The following is a 17,582-nucleotide window of genomic DNA, read 5'->3' on the forward strand; positions in this document are numbered from 1 at the left end:
GCGAATTCGGGTAATTACACCGGGTGCCCGGTGACGCTGTATCGCGGCGCCTGGCGCGCTCGCTGGACCTGCTGAATCTGCTGCTCGCTGACGTTCGCGACGGCCTGGGTCCCTATCTCTCGATCTACCTGCTGATCACCCAACACTGGGATCAGGAATCGATCGGCCTCGTCATGGCGATCGGGGGCATCGGCGCCATCGTCGCGTAGGCCCCGGTCGGTGCCCTGGTCGACAGGACCACGGCCAAGCGGGGCCTGATCATCATCGGCGCGCTGATCGTCACCGCCGGCTCCCTGGCCATGCCGCTGTTTCCCCGCCTGTACCCGATCGCGTTCCTGCAAGTGGTCACCGGAATGGCAGGCTCGATCTTCGCGCCGGCGCTGGCCGCCATCACGCTGGGTGTGGTCGGTCCGCGGTTCTTCGCCCGCCGCATCGGACGTAACGAGTCTTTCAATCACGCCGGCAACGCCGCGGCCGCGGCGGTCACCGGGGGACTGGCCTACTTCTTCGGACCGGCGGTGGTGTTCTGGGTGCTGGCCGCGATGGCGGTCGGGAGCGTGGCCGCGACGCTGTGGATCCCCGGCGACGCCATCGACCACGACGTGGCCCGCGGCATGGATCACCCGCCCGGTGACCGGCCGCAGCACGTGCAACCGGTGACCGCGCTGCTGCGCAACCGGCGGTTGGTGACGTTCGCGGTGGCCGTCGTGGCGTTTCACTTCGCCAACGCGGCGATGCTGCCACTGGTCGGGCAACTCCTGGCACTGCACAACAAAGACGTCGGGACCGCGCTGATGGCGGTGTGCATCGTCGCCGCACAACTGGTGATGGTGCCCGTCGCCTACCTGGCCGGCGCCAAGGCCGACGCCTGGGGGCGCAAGCCGATCTTCCTGATCGGCTTCGCCGTGCTCACCGCGCGCGGCTTTCTGTACACGTTGTCGGACAACTCGTACTGGCTGGTGGGCGTGCAGCTGTTGGACGGAGTCGGCGCCGGGGTGTTCGGAGCGCTGTTTCCCCTCGTCGTCCAGGACGTGACGCACGGATCTGGCCGGTTCAACGTCAGCCTGGGCGGCGTCACGGCAGCGATGGGCATCGGAGCCGCGGTGTCGAACTACGTGGCCGGTGCGATCGTCGTCGCCGCCGGATATCACGCCGCGTTCCTGTCGCTGGGGGCCATCGCGGGCGCGGGATTCGCCCTCTACCTCATCGCCATGCCGGAGACAGGGCCGGAAACCGGGCCCGAAACGCGGTCTGAAACGCGGCCGGACGCCGCCACGCCGATAAAGTGACCAATACCACAGTTTTGTTTCTGCCCGTACCCGGCGTCACCCTGACATCGGCTTTTACCTGCATACTCGCCGGTAACAAGCATAAGAGCATGACTGTACATCCTTAGAGAAGTGTCATAATTGGTACTGCCAGTGACATAAAACGTGACAGCGGAGACGGCACTTCGGCGCGCGTAATCTGGAGCTGCAGCGGAGTGCCTGTCCGGATACCAAGTTGGAAGGCGGAGACGTGAATCCGAACGGCAACGGCGCCGGGGAAGAGTCTCAGAATGGGTCCAGTCGGCAGCGACTGGAAAATGTCGTCATCCGATTTGCGGGAGACTCCGGCGACGGCATGCAGCTGACCGGTGACCGGTTCACTTCGGAGGCCGCACTTTTCGGCAACGACCTGGCCACGCAGCCCAACTACCCGGCCGAGATCCGCGCTCCGGCAGGAACATTGCCCGGCGTCTCGTCTTTCCAGATCCAGATCGCCGACTACGACATCCTGACCGCCGGAGACCGGCCCGACGTCCTGGTGGCCATGAATCCCGCGGCGCTGAAGGCGAACATCGGCGACCTTCCGCGCGGGGGAATGGTGATCGCCAACTCCGACGAGTTCACCAAGCGCAATCTCACCAAAGTGGGTTATGTGACAAACCCCTTGGAGTCCGACGAGCTCGAGGAATACGTGGTGCACGCCGTGCCGATGACCACGCTGACCCTCGGCGCCGTCGAGGCGATCGGTGCTACGAAGAAGGACGGCCAGCGCGCCAAGAACATGTTCGCCCTTGGCCTGCTGTCCTGGATGTACGGGCGGCCGGTCCAGACCAGCGAAACCTTCATCAGGGAGAAGTTCGCCCGCAAGCCGGACATCGCCGAGGCCAATGTGCTGGCGCTGAAGGCGGGCTGGAACTACGGCGAAACCACCGAGGCGTTCGGGACGACCTACGAGGTGTCCAAGGCCACATTGCCGCCCGGCGAATACCGGCAGATTTCCGGCAACACCGCACTGGCCTACGGCATCGTCGCGGCCGGCCGGCTGGCCGACAAGCAGGTGATGCTCGGCAGCTACCCGATCACCCCGGCGTCGGACATCCTGCACGAGCTGTCCAAGCACAAGAACTTCAACGTCATCACCTTCCAGGCCGAGGACGAGATCGGCGGCATCTGCGCCGCGATCGGTGCCTCCTACGGCGGTGCGCTGGGTGTCACCAGCACCTCGGGCCCGGGTATGTCGCTGAAATCCGAGGCCATGGGTCTGGCCGTGATGACCGAGCTGCCGCTGATCGTCATCGACGTCCAGCGCGGCGGACCGTCCACCGGACTGCCCACCAAGACCGAGCAGGCCGACCTGCTGCAGGCACTGTTCGGCCGCAACGGCGAGTCGCCGGTGGCGGTGCTGGCTCCGCGGTCACCCTCGGACTGCTTCGAGACCGCGGTGGAGGCGGTCCGGATCGCGGTGTCATACCACACCCCGGTGATCCTGCTGTCCGACGGCGCGATCGCGAATGGCTCTGAGCCCTGGGCCATTCCGGACGTGAGCTCGTTCGAGCCGATCAAGCACATCTTCGCCAAGCCGGGTGAGCCCTTCGAGCCGTACGCCCGACACCGCGACACCCTCGCCCGCCAGTTCGCGGTGCCCGGCACCCCCGGACTCGAGCACCGCATCGGCGGGCTGGAAGCGGCCAACGGATCGGGCGACATCTCTTACGACCCCACCAACCACGACCTGATGGTCCGGATCCGCAAGGCCAAGATCGACGGCATCCGCGTCCCGGACCTCGAGGTCGACGACCCCACCGGTGACGCCGAGCTGCTGCTGCTCGGCTGGGGAAGTTCCTACGGACCGATCGGCGAAGCCTGTCGGCGCGCGCGCCGCCGGGGCACCAAGGTCGCGCATGCCCACCTGCGGTACCTGAACCCGTTCCCGGCGAACCTGGGCGATGTTTTGCACCGCTACCCGAAAGTGGTGTGCCCGGAGATGAACATGGGCCAGCTCGCAATGTTGTTGCGCGCCAAGTACTTGGTCGACGTCAAGTCGGTCACCAAGGTCAAGGGTGTCTCATTCCTGGCCGACGAGATCGGGCGATTCATCCGGGCGGCCCTGGCCGGCAGGCTGAACGAGCTCGAGCAGGACAAGACCATCATCGCCAGATTGTCGGCGGCCCACGTCGAAGAGGGGGTCAGCGCATGACGGGTCGATGCGAAGCGACGAGGAGGACGCGGCGCTCATGACCAGCCTGATCGGCACCGACCTGGGGGTAACCCCGAAGGTGCACAAGAACGACGGGGTGCCCACCCGGTCTGCTGAAGAGCCGCCGCAGAAGGGCAAAGACTTCACCAGCGAACAGGAAGTGCGCTGGTGCCCGGGTTGCGGTGACTACGTCATCCTCAACACCATCCGCAACTTCCTGCCCGAACTCGGGCTGCGCCGCGAGAACATCGTGTTCATCAGCGGCATCGGCTGCTCGAGCCGGTTCCCCTACTACCTGGAGACCTACGGGTTCCACTCGATCCACGGCCGCGCGCCGGCGATTGCCACCGGCCTGGCGCTCGCGCGCGAGGACCTGTCGGTCTGGGTGGTCACCGGCGACGGCGACGCGTTGTCGATCGGTGGCAACCACCTCATCCACGCGCTGCGCCGCAACGTCAACATCACCATCCTCTTGTTCAACAACCGCATCTACGGGCTGACCAAGGGTCAGTACTCACCGACGTCAGAGGTCGGCAAGATCACCAAGTCGACGCCGATGGGCTCGCTCGATCACCCCTTCAACCCGGTGTCGCTGGCGCTGGGTGCCGAGGCGACATTCGTCGGCCGCGCACTGGATTCGGATCGTGCCGGGCTGACCGACGTGCTGCGGGCCGCGGCCCAGCATCGCGGTGCCGCGCTGGTCGAGATCATGCAGGACTGCCCGATCTTCAACGACGGCTCGTTCGACGCGCTGCGTAAGGAAGGCTCCGAGGAGCGGGTGATCAAGGTCCGCCACGGCGAGCCGATCGTGTTCGGCGCCAACGGCGAATACTGCGTCGTGAAATCGGGCTTCGGTCTGGACGTGGCCAAGACCGCCGACGTGGCCGAGGGCGAAATCGTCGTGCACGACGCCCACGCTGACGATTCCGCGTACGCGTTCGCGTTGTCGCGCCTGTCGGATCAGAACCTCGACCACATGGTGATGGGCATCTTCCGCGACATCAGCCGACCCACCTACGACGACGCTGCCCGCTCGCAGGTAGAGTCCGCCCAGAATTCGATCCCATCGGATGAAGCCGCGCTGCAGTCGCTGCTGCGCGGACGTGATACCTGGACCGTGGACTGAGGTGGCGAGTGCCTGAATACGTTTCACTGGCCGGCGTCGTCGTCGCCGGCGGCGAATCCCGCCGGATGGGCCGTGACAAGGCCACCCTGCCGCTCCCCGGCGGGACGGGCACGATGGTGGAGCGTGTGGTTGACGTTGTGTCGCAACGTTGTTCGCCGGTCTACGTGATGGCTGCGCCGGGCCAACCGCTGCCCGCGCTGTCGGTGCCCATCCTGCGCGACGAGGTGCGCGGGCTGGGTCCGCTGCCCGCGACCGGACGCGGACTGCGGGCCGCCGCGGCGGCCGGGGCGCGTTACGCATTTGTCGCTGCGGTCGACATGCCCTCTCTGACAGTCGATTTGATCGAAGAGCTGTTCCGCCTCGCCGTGGAGACCAACGCCGAGGTGGTGATGCCGTGGGATGGTCGCAGTCACTACCTGGCCGCGATCTACCGCACGGACCTTGCCGACCGCATCGACGCACTGGTGGCCGCCGGCGCGCGCAAGATGAGCGACTTGATCGACGCGTCGGACGCTCAGCAGATCGTGCTGACGGACTCCGATGCGCTGAGCAACGTGAATACGGTGGACGACTTGCGCACCCCGGTCCGGCCGGGACGCTGAGGGTCTTTCCTTCAACGTTGATGGCGTTGCGCCACAACATCTTTTGCGGCGCCACTATCGGCTGACGCCGAGACATGGCCATCTCAAAGAGAATTCACACACAAGCAATTTTCCGTAGTCACCGGCGTCCGTGAAATGGGTTGTGACAGCCGTTATTTGATTGGCGAATTGTGTGCCACGTCACCTCGCCATCGTTATCTTCACGTGTTGTTGAGCGCACGTCAATTAGCGAAATCCGGTGGCCCAGCTCACAATAGGAGCGTGATTCGGCTCACGAATGCGGTGCAGTCGCGACCGGCCGGCCGACGTTCGAAACGGTCTGCTGACCTGCATGAACCAATCCGCTACCGATCCGTGATCGGCTCGTTATCGGTGCTGAATACCCACTCGGTCGAGGTGACGAATCCAAATCGTTATCGTACGGTCCTTCTAGCCCGAAAATGGGCACCAATAAGTAATTGGAAAATTGAATCCACGGACCCGCGTGTGAGCGGAGTGGGAGACGGCACTCGGTAAGGGCGCCGCCCCGCAGGCGTTGGCGAGCAGTCGCGCCGGGCAGACCCATGTCCTCCGCTGTCGTGCCGAAACGAGACGGCACGCCCTGAAGCGTTTTCAGCGTCTCCTGACGCCCCAAGCAACACCCCGACCCACTTCTGTGGGCTGTCTTCAGCGCGCGCGCAGCGAAAGGAACAGTGTTGAAGAACGTCCGCAAGACGCTCATTGTCGCCGCGATTACCGGGACCCTCGTGACCGTGCCGACCACCGGCATCGCTCATGCGGATGTCCAGGGCGTGGACCCCAATGTCGCCCCCGGATTCGACCCGGGCCTGCCGGCCCCTGACGCGCCGCCGGCCCCCGAGGCCGTGGCGTTTGACCCGAACCTGCCGGCCCCGGACGCGCCGCCGGCGCCGGACGCCCCGCCGGCCCCTGAGGCCGTCGGCTTCGACCCGAACCTGCCGGCCCCGGACGCCCCGCCCGTCGATGAGCCCCCCGCGCCCGCACCCGTCAAGGCGTACAGCGTGAACTGGGACGCGATCGCGGCGTGCGAGTCCGGTGGCAACTGGTCGATCAGCACCGGCAACGGCTACTCCGGTGGCCTGCAGTTCACCCCCAGCACCTGGCGTGCCAACGGTGGCTCGGGCTCGGCGGCCGGCGCGAGCCGTGAGGAGCAGATCCGCGTGGCTGAGAACGTGCTGCACTCGCAGGGCATCGGCGCGTGGCCGGTGTGCGGCCGCCGCGGCTGACCAAGCCGAAATTGAACTGAGCGCGATCCGAGTGCCGGGCCTTCGGGCCCGGCACTCGGCGTCTGTGGGGTGGGCCGGGCCGGGGCGTACCGGATTGTGGCTCCGGGTAGCGTCAAGCGGGTGACCGAGACGCCACGTGAATTCGACATCATCGTCTATGGGGCAACGGGCTTCGTGGGGAAGCTGACCGCCGAATACCTGGCCAGGGCGGGGGGAGACGCGCGAATAGCGCTGGCCGGCAGGTCCAAAGAACGACTGGAGGCCGTCCGCAAGACGCTGGGCCCCGGCGCGCAGGACTGGGCGCTGGTCGCCGCCGACGCCACCTCCGAGTCGTCGCTCCAGGAGATGGCCGCGCGCACCCGGGTCGTCATCACCACGGTGGGGCCCTACACCCGTTACGGGCTGCCCCTGGTGGCGGCGTGCGCCGCGGCCGGCACCGACTACGCCGACCTGACCGGCGAGGCGAACTTCGTGCGCGAGAGCATCGACCTCTACCACAAGCAGGCCGCGGACACCGGCGCGCGCATCGTGCACGCCTGCGGTTTCGACTCCGTCCCCTCGGACCTGACGGTCTACGCGCTGTACCGTGCAGCGCAGCACGACGGTACGGGTGAGCTGGGCGAGACCAACTATGTGTTGCGGTCCATGCGCGGTGGCGCATCCGGCGGGACCATCGCCTCGGGCGTGGAAATCATGCGTACCGCCTCGGATGACCCCGAGATCCGCCGCCAGCTCGAAGATCCGTACACCTTGAGCACCGACCGTGCCGCGGAGCCCGACTTGGGGGCACAACCCGATCTCACCCTGCTTCGGGGTAGCCGGATCGCGCCGGAACTGGCCGGGTTGTGGACGGCCGCATTTCCGATGGCACCCTCCAACACCCGAATCGTTCGACGCAGCAATTCGCTGCTGAATTGGGCCTACGGGCGTACGTTCCGCTACACCGAAACCATGAGTGTGGGGTCGTCGCCGTTGGCGCCTGTCGCGTCCGCCGTGATGACCGGGTTCTCCAGTGCGTTCTTCGCCGCGGGCAGTCGTTTCCTCAATCGGGTGCCGAGCGGGTGGCTGGAAAGGGTGCTGCCGAAGTCGGGCAGCGGCCCGAGTGCCAAGACCCGCGAGCGCGGCTACTACAAGCTCGAGACGTACACCACCACGACGTCCGGTGCCCGTTACGTGGCGCGCATGGAACAGCGCGGGGACCCCGGTTACAAGGCCACCTCGGTGATACTGGGGGAGTGCGGCCTGGCCCTGGCCAAAGACCGTGACAAGCTCTCCGACCTGCATGGCGTGTTGACCCCGGCGGCAGCCATGGGCGACGCCTTGTTGGCCCGGTTCCCACACGCAGGTATCGAGCTGCGGACCGAGCGGTTAAATTGACGGACTAGTTGAAATCCGCCTGATCAAAGGGTGTTGATTAGGATCCGGTGGGTCTAGTCTCGTAGCTGCTCGCCCCCATCCCAGCGACGAAGGTGGATCACGATGGCCGGTCTCGACGATCTCTACGCGCAGATTCCCACCTCGGACATCGCGTCGAAGCTGGGGGCGGACCAGGGTGAAGTGGACAAGGCGGTGCACACCCTGGTGCCGGTGCTGCTGAGCGGTCTGCAGCACACTTCGCAGGACCCCGAGCACGCCAGCAGGATCGAGGATGCCGCCAGTGGCCACGCGGCGCGCGGGCTGCTCGACGCCGGCGGCGGCGTCGACCAGGTCGACGAACAGGACGGGCACCAGGCGGTCGCGACGCTCTTCGGCGGCAAGGACACCAACGAAGTCGCTGCCGCACTGGCCGGCGGTGGCGCCGGCAACAGCGACCTGCTCAAGCAACTGCTGCCCGTCATCCTGCCGATTGTGTTGGCGTACATCGGAAAACAACTCAACTCCGGTGCCCCGGCCGAGGCGCCCGCCTCGCAGCAACGCAGCTCCGGCGGCGGGCTGGGCGACATCCTGGGCAGCATCCTGGGTGGCGGCAACGACAAGTCCCTGGGCGGGATTCTCGGCAGTGTGCTGGGCAACAAGGGCGGCGGGCTGGGCGATATCCTCGGGGGCCTGCTCGGCGGTAAGAAATAGGCTGCGCCGCAACAGGATTGCGCTCAGGCGCGTCCGGCACGGTCGCGTCGCGATGTTTTCAGGTCCCGTAAACGCATAGGTATGGAGAGGAAAAATCATGGCAGACAGGCTCACCGAAGGTCAGAAGCTGGTTAAGGGAGAGTCGCTGACGTCCAGCAACGGCGCCTACACCCTGACCCTGCAGGACGACGGCAACCTGGTGCTGGCCGTCTGGGGCAACCCGATCTGGTCCACCTCGACCAACGGCCAGGACGTGGTGCGCGCCGAGGTGCAGACCGACGGCAACTTCGTGCTCTACACCGCCGACAAGCCGGTGTGGCACAGCGACACCAAGGGCAAGAAGCAGGTGCAGCTGGTCCTGCAGGACGACCGGAACCTGGTGCTGTACGCGGCCGACGGCCCGGCCTGGTCCACCAAGACCGAGACCGACGCGCCGCCGCCGCCCGAGCCGGTGGCCGAAGCGCAGAAGTCCGGCTCGGGTTCGGGCGAATCCGGCTGGTGGGGATCCGATGAGCCGTCCGAGCAGGCCGCGGCGGCTGAGCCGGCCGAGGAGGCGGTCGCCGAGGCCGCGCCGGCCGAACCCGAACCCGAACCCGCCGCCCGCACCTACACCGTCGAGTCCGGCGACACCCTGTGGGCGATCGCGGAGCGCTTCTACGGTGACGGCAGCAAGTACCAGGTCATCGCCGACGCCAGCGGGATTCCCAACCCCGACCTGATCCACCCTGGGCAGGTTCTGACCATCCCGTAGCCGCCCACCGCGTTCACCTGCGGGTTCAGGCCCTTACACGGGCGCGGCCGGCGGTTCCTAGAATTGACCGGTGACCGCCAGCCCCCGCCCTGTCGATGACCAGCTGCCCAAGTCCTGGGATCCGGCCGCGATGGAGGGCGCGATCTACCAGAAGTGGGTAGATGCCGGCTACTTCACCGCGGACCCCGAGAGCACCAAGCCCGCGTATTCCATCGTGCTGCCGCCGCCGAATGTCACCGGCAGCCTGCACATGGGCCACGCGCTCGAGCACACCATGATGGATGCGCTGACCCGGCGCAAGCGCATGCAGGGCTACGAGGTGCTGTGGCAGCCGGGCATGGATCACGCCGGCATCGCCACCCAGAGCGTGGTGGAAAAGCAGCTGGCGGTCGACGGCAAGACCAAGGAGGACTTCGGCCGGGAGCTGTTCGTCGAGAAGGTCTGGGACTGGAAGCGGGAATCCGGCGGCGCGATCGGCGGCCAGATGCGCCGGCTCGGGGACGGCGTGGACTGGAGCCGTGACCGATTCACCATGGACGAGGGCCTGTCGCGTGCCGTCCGGACGATCTTCAAGCGCCTCTACGACGAAGGCCTGATCTATCAGGCCGAACGACTGGTCAACTGGTCGCCGGTGCTGGAGACGGCGATATCGGACCTCGAGGTCAACTATCAGGATGTCGAAGGCGAGCTGGTGTCGTTCCGGTACGGCTCGCTCGACGACTCGCAACCCCACATCGTGGTCGCGACCACCCGGGTGGAGACCATGCTGGGCGACACCGCCATCGCGGTGCACCCCGACGACGAGCGCTACCGCCATCTGGTCGGGACCAGCCTGCCGCACCCGTTCGTCGAGCGCGAGATGATCGTCGTCGCAGACGAGCACGTCGATCCCGAGTTCGGCACCGGCGCGGTGAAAGTCACACCCGCGCACGATCCCAACGACTTCGAGATCGGGATGCGCCACCAGCTGCCGATGCCCTCGATCATGGACACCAAGGGCCGGATCGCCGGCACCGGAACGCAATTCGACGGCATGGACCGGTTCGAGGCCCGCGTCAAGGTCCGCGAGGCGCTTGCCGCCCAAGGTCGCGTGGTCGAGGAGAAGCGGCCGTACCTGCACAGCGTCGGGCACTCCGAGCGCAGTGGTGAGCCGATCGAACCCCGGTTGTCCCTGCAGTGGTGGGTCCGGGTGGAGTCGATGGCCAAGGCCGCCGGTGACGCGGTTCGCAACGGCGACACCGTGATTCACCCCTCCAGCCTGGAGCCGCGGTGGTTCGCGTGGGTGGACGACATGCACGACTGGTGCATTTCGCGGCAGCTGTGGTGGGGCCACCGCATCCCGATCTGGTACGGGCCCGACGGCGAAATGGTGTGCGTCGGTCCCGATGACACCCCGCCGGAGGGTTGGGAGCAGGACGGCGACGTGCTGGACACCTGGTTCTCCTCGGCGTTGTGGCCGTTCTCCACCCTGGGCTGGCCCTCGAAGACCGCGGCCCTGGAAAAGTTCTATCCGACAAGCGTGCTGGTCACCGGCTACGACATCCTGTTCTTCTGGGTGGCCCGGATGATGATGTTCGGCACTTACGTCGGCGGCGACGACGCCATCACCCTCGACGGTCGCCGCGGCCCACAGGTGCCGTTCACCGACGTGTTCCTGCACGGGCTGATCCGCGACGAGTTCGGCCGCAAGATGAGCAAGTCCAAGGGCAACGTCATCGACCCGCTGGAGTGGATGGACAAATATGGTGCCGACGCGCTGCGGTTCACCCTGGCCCGGGGCGCCAGCCCGGGCGGCGACCTGGCCATCGGCGAGGACGCGGTGCGGGCGTCGCGCAACTTCGGCACCAAGCTGTTCAACGCCACCAGGTATGCGCTGATGAACGGCGCCGCCCTGGCGCCGCTGCCCGACGAACTGACCGACGCCGACCGCTGGGTGCTGGGCCGGCTGGAAGAGGTTCGCGCGGAAGTCGACGCGGCCTTCGACAGCTACGAGTTCAGCCGGGCCTGCGAGGCGCTCTACCACTTCGCCTGGGACGAATTCTGCGACTGGTATCTCGAATTGGCCAAGACGCAGCTGGCGCAGGGCCTTTCGGGCACCACCGCGGTGCTGGCCGCCGGCTTGGACACGCTGCTGCGCCTGCTGCATCCGGTGATCCCGTTCATCAGCGAAGCGCTCTGGCAGGCCCTGACCGGCCGGGAGTCGCTGGTGATCGCCGAGTGGCCCGAACCGTCCGGCATCACCCTGGATCCGGTTGCCGCACAGCGGATCAACGATATGCAGAAACTGGTGACCGAGGTGCGCAGGTTCCGCAGCGATCAGGGCCTGGCCGACCGGCAGAAGGTGCCGGCCCGGCTGGCCGGTATCGATGAGGCCGATCTGAGCAACCAGGTTCCGGCCGTGACGTCGCTGGCGTGGCTGACCGCCCCGGGCGACGATTTCCGCGCGTCGGCATCACTGGAAGTCCGGCTGAGCACCGCGACGGTCGTCGTCGAGCTCGACACCTCCGGCACCATCGACGTGGCCGCCGAACGCCGGCGTCTGGAAAAGGATCTGGCCGCGGCGCAGAAGGAACTGGCGTCCACCGCGGCCAAACTCGGCAACGCCGACTTCCTGGCCAAGGCGCCCGAAGCCGTCGTCGACAAGATCCGCGCCCGGCAGCAGGTGGCGCAAGAGGAGACCGACCGGATCACCGCCAAACTGGCGGGCCTCCAATGACTTCGGATTCCCAGGACTGGGAGTCGAGCACCCGCCTGGCTCCCACCCCGGACGAGATCGCGGCCCTGCTGCAGGTCGAACATCTGCTCGACCAGCGCTGGCCCGAGACCCGCATCGAGCCGAGCCTGACCCGGATCAGCGCGCTGATGGACCTGCTCGGATCGCCGCAGTTGAGCTACCCGTCGATCCACATCGCCGGCACCAACGGCAAGACGTCGGTGGCGCGGATGATCGACGCGCTGATCACCGCGCTGCAGCAGCGCACCGGCCGCACCACCAGCCCACACCTGCAGTCGGCCGTCGAACGCATCTCGATAGACGGCGAGCCGATCACGCCGGCGCAGTACGTGGACGTCTACCGGGAGATCGAGCCGTTCGTGCACATGGTCGACCAGCAGTCCCAGGCTGACGGGGGACCGGCGATGAGCAAGTTCGAGGTGCTCACCGCGATGGCGTTCGCGGCGTTCGCGGATGCACCCGTCGACGTCGCGGTCGTCGAGGTCGGCATGGGTGGCAGTTGGGACGCCACCAACGTGCTGAACGCGCCGGTGGCCGTCATCACCCCGATCAGCGTCGACCACGTCGACTATCTGGGCGCGGACATCGCCGGGATCGCCAAGGAGAAGGCGGGCATCATCACCCGGGCGCCCGAGGGGTCGCCGGACACCGTCGCGGTCATCGGACGCCAGGTTCCCGAGGTGATGGACGTGCTGCTCGCCCAGACCGTGCGCGCCGACGCCGCGGTCGCCCGGCAGGACTCGGAATTCGCCGTGCTGGGCCGGCAGGTCGCCATCGGCGGGCAACTGCTGCAGTTGCAGGGACTCGGCGGGGTCTACCCGGACATCTACCTGCCCCTGCACGGGGAACATCAAGCGCACAACGCGGCCCTGGCGCTGGCCGCGGTGGAGGCTTTCTTCGGCGCCGGTGCGCAGCGTCAGCTGGATGTGGACGCGGTCCGGGCCGGTTTCGCCGCGGTCACCAGCCCCGGACGGCTGGAGCGCATGCGCAGCGCCCCGACGGTGTTCATCGACGCCGCACACAACCCCGCCGGGGCGGCCGCCCTCGCGCAGACACTGGCCGACGAGTTCGACTTCCGCACGCTGGTGGGGGTGGTCGCGGTGCTGGCCGACAAGGATGTCGACGGCATCCTCGCCGCGCTGGAACCGGTGTTCGATTCCATCGTCGTCACCCACAACGGGTCGCCCCGGGCACTCGATGTCGAAACACTGGCCTTGGCGGCGCAGCAACGGTTCGGGCCCGACCGGGTGATCCCTGCCGACAACCTGCGCGACGCCATCGACGCCGCGACCGCGCTGGTCGACGCGGCCGATCAGGAGGATGAGATGTACTCCGGCACAGGCATTGTCATCACCGGCTCGGTCGTCACCGCCGGTGCCGCCCGGACGCTGTTCGGTCGTGACCCGCAATGACCGCGGAGGTGCCGCCGCCGCCCGACCCGTGGAAGAGCTTCGCCGGGGTGATGGCGGGGACGCTGATCCTCGAGGTGATCGTGGTGCTGCTGGCGATACCGGTGGTGGGCGTCGTCGGAGGCGGCCTGACCGGCGCATCGCTCGGCTACCTGATCGGATTCGCCGTGCTGCTGGTCCTGCTGACCGGGTTGCAGCGCCGGCCGTGGGCGATCTGGGCCAACCTCGGCGCACAGCTGATACTGGTCGCCGGCTTCCTGGTCTACCCGGCCGTCGGTGCCATGGGTGTGCTGTTCACCGCGGTGTGGGGGCTGATCGCCTATCTGCGGGCCGAGGTCCGGCGGCGCCAGGAGCGCTGGACGCCGCCGCCGTCCTGAACCGGTCCGGCTGGAGGTATCCAGGTTTGGGCACGCGCGGTAGGACCTCTACTCTTGTCGCCGTGACCGAACGGACCCTCGTATTGATCAAGCCCGACGGCGTCGAGCGCCAGTTGATAGGCGAGATACTCAGCCGCATCGAGCGCAAAGGCCTCACCATCGCGGCGCTGGAGCTCAGGACTGTCGGTGAGGACCTGGCCCGCCGCCATTACGCCGAGCACGACGGCAAGCCCTTCTTCGGTTCGCTGCTGGAGTTCATCACCTCAGGACCGGTCGTGGCGGCCGTGGTGGTCGGAACCCGCGCGATTGCCGCGTTCCGCCAGCTCGCCGGTGGCACCGACCCGGTGGAAAAGGCCACCCCCGGAACCATCCGGGGCGACTTCGGGCTGGAAACCCAGTTCAACCTGGTGCACGGGTCCGACTCCGCCGAATCGGCCCAGCGCGAGATCGAGCTCTGGTTCCCCGGCATCTGACCGGGCCGCTCGAAGGGGAGCGTGATCCCTGGAAGTGATGTGGGATACTGACTGCGGGTGAACGTCGTCGAACCGGCGCCGGACACCCGAATGAAGACTTTGGCAAGTGCGACCATCGCCAGTCCGCGGTGCGGCGCAGCATGTCGAGCCGTCATTCAGTACGGCACCGAGTGAGCTCACCATGGGCTGCTCGGGGCGAGACCATCACAAGTCCGGGAGAAGTGACCCGGACCCATAGCGAAGCCCTCGAGTGGCCGCGTCGACTAGGACGACGCGCCCGGGGGCTTGAGGAGAATTCGTGGTAGAAGATGCCCCAACTTCAGACTCAACAAGCGAGCCGAGCGAGCGTGAGGACCTACCTGACCGCTTGAGAGTGCATTCGCTCGCGCGGACCCTGGGAACCACCAGTAGGCGGGTGCTGGACGCGCTGGCCGCGCTCGACGGCCGCATCCGCAGCGCGCACTCCAGCGTCGACCACGTGGACGCGGTCCGGGTGCGGGACCTGCTGGCCGCCCAGCCCGACGCGCCGGAAACCGGCGCCGAGGTGCTCGCCGTCGGCGAGGAGGAGTCGCCGGCCGAACCCGAATCCCGGTTGATGCTGGAAACGGTCGAGGTTCGGGAGACGCAAGAGACAGTGGTCGATCGTCCGCACTACATGCCGTTGTTCGTCGCTCCCCAGCCGCTGCCCGAGCGGGTCGAGACCGAAGACGAGACCGGCGACGACAGCGCGGCCGACGACAGCGATTACGGCGACGACTCCGACGGCCAGGGCGCCGCGGGTGACGAGGACGATGACCAGTCGGACCGTCCCGCCAACAAGCGCCGGCGCCGCGGACGGCGGGGTCGGGGTCGCGGACGTGGTGAGCAGAACGGCGCCGAGGGCGACAACCAGCCCGGCGATACCGCAGGCGAAACGGGCGACGATTCCGACGACGCGCAGGATTCCGACGACTCCGACGACAGCGAGAACGGCGACGAGGACAACGGCTCGGGCGAGGGCGCAACCCGTCGCCGCCGTCGGCGCAGGCGCCGCAAGACCGGCTCGGGCGACGACAACGACGACAGCCCGTCGCCCGACGACCCGCCCAACACCGTCGTGCACGAGCGTGCGCCGCGCAGCGGCGGCAAGTCCGGATCCGACGACTCCGGTCCCGGCGAAATCAAGGGGATCGACGGCTCTACGCGCCTGGAGGCCAAACGCCAGCGCCGCCGGGACGGTCGCGACGCCGGCCGGCGCCGCCCACCGGTACTGACCGAGGCCGAATTCCTGGCGCGGCGCGAGGCCGTGGAGCGGGTGATGGTGGTTCGCGACCGGGTGCGCACCGAACCGCCGCACCCCGGGGCCCGCTACACCCAGATCGCGGTGCTCGAGGACGGCATCGTGGTCGAACACTTTGTGACTTCTGCAGCCTCTGCGTCTCTGGTCGGCAACATCTACCTGGGCATCGTGCAGAACGTGCTGCCGTCGATGGAGGCCGCGTTCGTCGACATCGGCCGCGGTCGCAACGGCGTCCTCTACGCCGGTGAGGTCAATTGGGAGGCCGCCGGTCTGGGTGGAGCCGACCGCAAGATCGAGCAGGCCCTCAAACCCGGCGACTACGTCGTCGTGCAGGTCAGCAAGGACCCGGTCGGGCACAAGGGCGCCCGGCTGACCACGCAGGTGTCACTGGCCGGCCGGTACCTGGTGTACGTGCCCGGCGCGTCGTCGACCGGCATCAGCCGCAAGCTGCCCGACACCGAGCGCCAGCGCCTCAAGGAGATCCTGCGTGAGGTGGTGCCGTCCGACGCGGGCGTGATCATCCGCACCGCATCCGAAGGTGTCAAAGAGGAAGACATCCGCGGCGACGTCACCCGGTTGCAGGAACGCTGGAACCAGATCGATGCGAAGGCCGCCGAGGTCAAGCAGAAGGCCGCGGGTGCCGCGGTCGCCCTCTACGAGGAGCCCGACGTCCTGGTCAAGGTCATCCGGGACCTGTTCAACGAGGACTTCTCCGGACTGATCGTCTCCGGCGACGAGGCCTGGAAGACCATCAACGAATATGTGAATTCTGTTGCCCCCGATCTGGTTTCGAAGCTCACCAAGTACGAGCCGGCCGGTGGCGAGGGTCAGCCGGGCCCGGATGTGTTCGCGGTGCACCGCATCGACGAGCAACTGGCCAAGGCGATGGACCGCAAGGTGTGGCTGCCGTCGGGCGGAACGCTGGTGATCGACCGGACCGAAGCCATGACGGTGGTCGACGTCAACACCGGCAAGTTCACCGGGTCGGGCGGCAACCTGGAACAGACGGTCACCAAGAACAACCTCGAGGCGGCCGAGGAGATCGTGCGGCAACTGCGGCTGCGCGACATCGGCGGCATCGTGGTCATCGACTTCATCGACATGGTGCTCGAGTCCAACCGCGACCTGGTGCTGCGGCGGCTGACCGAGGCGCTGGCCCGCGACCGCACCCGCCACCAGGTCTCCGAGGTGACCTCGCTGGGACTGGTGCAGCTGACCCGCAAGCGGCTGGGAACAGGCCTGATCGAGGCGTTCTCGACGTCGTGCCCGCATTGCGCCGGCCGCGGCATCGTGATGCACGCCGACCCGGTCGACTCGGCGCCGGCGACGGGCCGCAAAACAGAGTCCGGCGGACGGCGCAGCAGGCGGTCGAAGAAGCCCAGGACCGAACAGCCGGCCGAGAACGGCGTCGTGGCCAAGGTGCCGACGCATGCGCCGGGCGAGCACCCGATGTTCAAGGCGATGGCCGCGTCGACACGCGACGAGGATGAGAACGGCGAGTCCGATCTCGAGTCCGATGACGAACTGACCGCCGAGGCCGACGAGCAGACCGAAGCGCTGGTGGCGCCCGACGTCGACGAATTCGAGGACGCCGAGGACGAAGACGTCGATGAGGACGTCGATGTTGACGAGGACGAAGACGACGACGCCGACGAACTCGACGATGACGAAGACCTCGACGACGAGGACGAAGACGTCGACGAACTCGACGACGAAGACGAGGACGAAGACGAGGACGTCGACGAACTCGACGATGACGATTTGGACGACAGCGACGCCAGCGATGCCAGCGATGCCAGCGATGCCAGCGATGCCAGCGATGCCAGCGATGCCGACGCCGCCATCGAGGTCCCCCCGGTGGTGATCTCGGAGGTTTCAGCCGTTCCGTCGCGTCGCCGCCGCGCGGCCGGCCGGCCGGCCGGTCCCCCTATCCACGCCGACTGATGGACCAGGGGCCGGTTTGACCCTGTAGGTGCTGGTCACGTACCCTTGGACAGTTGTCGTCAGGGCTCTAGGCAATAACTGTGACCGACGACAGCGGGCCGGCACCGAGCC

General features: G+C 67.4%; 12 protein-coding genes and 1 pseudogene. All 13 read left to right on the top strand.

Translation table 11 applies throughout. The features are described from left to right. The first annotated feature begins 23 nt into the window (after window positions 1–23). The 13 genes and pseudogenes from AO501_RS11835 (at window position 24) to AO501_RS11895 (ending at window position 17,471) form a co-directional block, all read left to right on the top strand. Window positions 24–1,289 (top strand): annotated as a pseudogene (locus tag AO501_RS11835) (MFS transporter). A 229-nt stretch (window positions 1,290–1,518) separates the two neighbouring features. Further along, the gene (locus AO501_RS11840) at window positions 1,519–3,465 is read left to right on the top strand and encodes a 2-oxoacid:acceptor oxidoreductase subunit alpha (protein ID WP_156452481.1); all 1,947 of its coding nucleotides are present in this window, start codon (window positions 1,519–1,521) and stop codon (window positions 3,463–3,465) included. Window positions 3,466–3,472: 7 nt separating this feature from the next. Then, window positions 3,473–4,591 carry a 2-oxoacid:ferredoxin oxidoreductase subunit beta gene (locus tag AO501_RS11845; protein WP_231752451.1) on the top strand — a complete coding sequence of 373 codons (1,119 nt, stop codon included), beginning with the start codon at window positions 3,473–3,475 and terminating at the stop codon, window positions 4,589–4,591. Beyond that, complete coding sequence (gene mobA / locus AO501_RS11850) at window positions 4,588–5,193, top strand: molybdenum cofactor guanylyltransferase (protein ID WP_156452482.1); 606 nt, start codon at window positions 4,588–4,590, stop codon at window positions 5,191–5,193. Before AO501_RS11845 ends, mobA begins: the two co-directional genes overlap by 4 nt. A gap of 695 nt (window positions 5,194–5,888) precedes the next feature. Continuing rightward, window positions 5,889–6,437, top strand: coding sequence for a transglycosylase family protein (locus AO501_RS11855; protein ID WP_055577942.1), 549 nt, complete (start codon window positions 5,889–5,891; stop codon window positions 6,435–6,437). A 120-nt stretch (window positions 6,438–6,557) separates the two neighbouring features. Further along, window positions 6,558–7,814 (top strand): saccharopine dehydrogenase family protein, encoded by a 1,257-nt coding sequence (locus AO501_RS11860; protein ID WP_055577943.1) that lies wholly within the window; start codon window positions 6,558–6,560, stop codon window positions 7,812–7,814. A 102-nt stretch (window positions 7,815–7,916) separates the two neighbouring features. After that, on the top strand, window positions 7,917–8,504 hold the full coding sequence (locus AO501_RS11865; protein ID WP_055577879.1) for a DUF937 domain-containing protein: 588 nt from the start codon (window positions 7,917–7,919) through the stop codon (window positions 8,502–8,504). Window positions 8,505–8,601: 97 nt separating this feature from the next. Then, window positions 8,602–9,255 (top strand): LysM peptidoglycan-binding domain-containing protein, encoded by a 654-nt coding sequence (locus AO501_RS11870; protein WP_055577880.1) that lies wholly within the window; start codon window positions 8,602–8,604, stop codon window positions 9,253–9,255. A gap of 70 nt (window positions 9,256–9,325) precedes the next feature. Continuing rightward, the gene (locus AO501_RS11875; protein ID WP_055577881.1) at window positions 9,326–11,971 is read left to right on the top strand and encodes a valine--tRNA ligase; all 2,646 of its coding nucleotides are present in this window, start codon (window positions 9,326–9,328) and stop codon (window positions 11,969–11,971) included. Then, the gene (gene folC / locus AO501_RS11880) at window positions 11,968–13,401 is read left to right on the top strand and encodes a bifunctional tetrahydrofolate synthase/dihydrofolate synthase (RefSeq protein WP_055577882.1); all 1,434 of its coding nucleotides are present in this window, start codon (window positions 11,968–11,970) and stop codon (window positions 13,399–13,401) included. Before AO501_RS11875 ends, folC begins: the two co-directional genes overlap by 4 nt. Further along, the gene (locus AO501_RS11885; RefSeq protein WP_055577883.1) at window positions 13,398–13,775 is read left to right on the top strand and encodes a DUF4233 domain-containing protein; all 378 of its coding nucleotides are present in this window, start codon (window positions 13,398–13,400) and stop codon (window positions 13,773–13,775) included. The genes folC and AO501_RS11885 overlap by 4 nt, the downstream gene beginning before the upstream one ends. 62 nt (window positions 13,776–13,837) lie before the next feature. Beyond that, complete coding sequence (gene ndk / locus AO501_RS11890) at window positions 13,838–14,248, top strand: nucleoside-diphosphate kinase (protein WP_055577884.1); 411 nt, start codon at window positions 13,838–13,840, stop codon at window positions 14,246–14,248. 298 nt (window positions 14,249–14,546) lie between these two features. Beyond that, the gene (locus AO501_RS11895) at window positions 14,547–17,471 is read left to right on the top strand and encodes an Rne/Rng family ribonuclease (RefSeq protein WP_055577885.1); all 2,925 of its coding nucleotides are present in this window, start codon (window positions 14,547–14,549) and stop codon (window positions 17,469–17,471) included. The last annotated feature ends 111 nt before the right edge of the window (window positions 17,472–17,582 follow it).

The organism is Mycobacterium gordonae (genome assembly GCF_001417955.2).
In the GTDB taxonomy this organism is placed as follows: Bacteria; Actinomycetota; Actinomycetes; order Mycobacteriales; family Mycobacteriaceae; genus Mycobacterium; species Mycobacterium gordonae_B.

Excerpts from the sequence above, each read along its gene's own strand:
- AO501_RS11845 (WP_231752451.1), top strand. The coding sequence starts at position 3,473 with ATGCGAAGCGACGAGGAGGACGCGGCGCTCATGACCAGCCTGATCGGC.
- AO501_RS11865 (WP_055577879.1), top strand. The coding sequence starts at position 7,917 with ATGGCCGGTCTCGACGATCTCTACGCGCAGATTCCCACCTCGGACATC.
- AO501_RS11870 (WP_055577880.1), top strand. The coding sequence starts at position 8,602 with ATGGCAGACAGGCTCACCGAAGGTCAGAAGCTGGTTAAGGGAGAGTCG.
- folC (WP_055577882.1), top strand. The coding sequence starts at position 11,968 with ATGACTTCGGATTCCCAGGACTGGGAGTCGAGCACCCGCCTGGCTCCC.
- AO501_RS11885 (WP_055577883.1), top strand. The coding sequence starts at position 13,398 with ATGACCGCGGAGGTGCCGCCGCCGCCCGACCCGTGGAAGAGCTTCGCC.